Raw genomic sequence first — 695 nt, forward strand, 5'->3', positions numbered from 1 at the left:
GTATCAGTTGCCGATTATAAAGATTTATTGGATATTCCAACAGAATTCACAGATCATGGATATGGCTGGACAGATCTATCAATGGCACGTGTAGTACAAAACTTTGGAGGTCGTGGATTTAGTATCACATTGCCTCCAGTAGAAATCATTTAATATATGGATGAAGACAATTCAAAATATGCAGTAAAGCTATTCAAATCGGATGGCTCTACTTGTATTTTATTTTTTGACTGGGCTGGCGTAGAATGGTTTTGTAATTGTTTTCAAGATGCAGAATTGATTTACTATGAATCTATTGACCACACAGTATGGGCTATTGATTTAGCCAAAGTAGACTATTTTAACTATAAACAAGTAAAAGCAAACATATGGGTTTGTAAAAATAGGGAATAAAGGATTATATATGACAATTAAACAACGAGTATCTTTCACATTATTGGCATTCGTAGCCATTACAGGATTAGGAACGGGTATTACCTCGACCTATAAAGCAGAGAATCTTAAAGATCAAATTAAGATTACTCAAGAAGCTAAAGAAAAATCTGAAAAAGATTTGAATCACAAAATATCTATTATCCAGGATCGTTTGGATAAAACACAAGCTGATACACAGGTTGCTAAAGAAAATGTGAATGCTTTACAAAAGGACAATATTAAACAGAATAAGGATATCGTTGAATTAAAAAAATAAAGGC

2 protein-coding genes are annotated in these 695 nt (G+C 32.4%); both read left to right on the forward strand.

Annotated features, from left to right (window positions below):
• The first annotated feature begins 156 nt into the window (after positions 1-156).
• Positions 157-393 (forward strand): hypothetical protein, encoded by a 237-nt coding sequence (locus N1032_RS25500; RefSeq protein ID WP_259543391.1) that lies wholly within the window; start codon positions 157-159, stop codon positions 391-393.
• Positions 394-403: 10 nt separating this feature from the next.
• Positions 404-691: a hypothetical protein gene (locus tag N1032_RS25505; protein ID WP_259543392.1), complete on the forward strand. Its 288-nt coding sequence runs from the start codon at positions 404-406 to the stop codon at positions 689-691.
• Positions 692-695: the final 4 nt, after the last annotated feature.

This window comes from Herbiconiux daphne, assembly GCF_024979295.1.
In the GTDB taxonomy this organism is placed as follows: domain Bacteria; phylum Actinomycetota; class Actinomycetes; order Actinomycetales; family Microbacteriaceae; genus Herbiconiux; species Herbiconiux daphnes.

Excerpts from the sequence above, each read along its gene's own strand:
- N1032_RS25500 (WP_259543391.1), top strand. The coding sequence starts at position 157 with ATGGATGAAGACAATTCAAAATATGCAGTAAAGCTATTCAAATCGGAT.
- N1032_RS25505 (WP_259543392.1), top strand. The coding sequence starts at position 404 with ATGACAATTAAACAACGAGTATCTTTCACATTATTGGCATTCGTAGCC.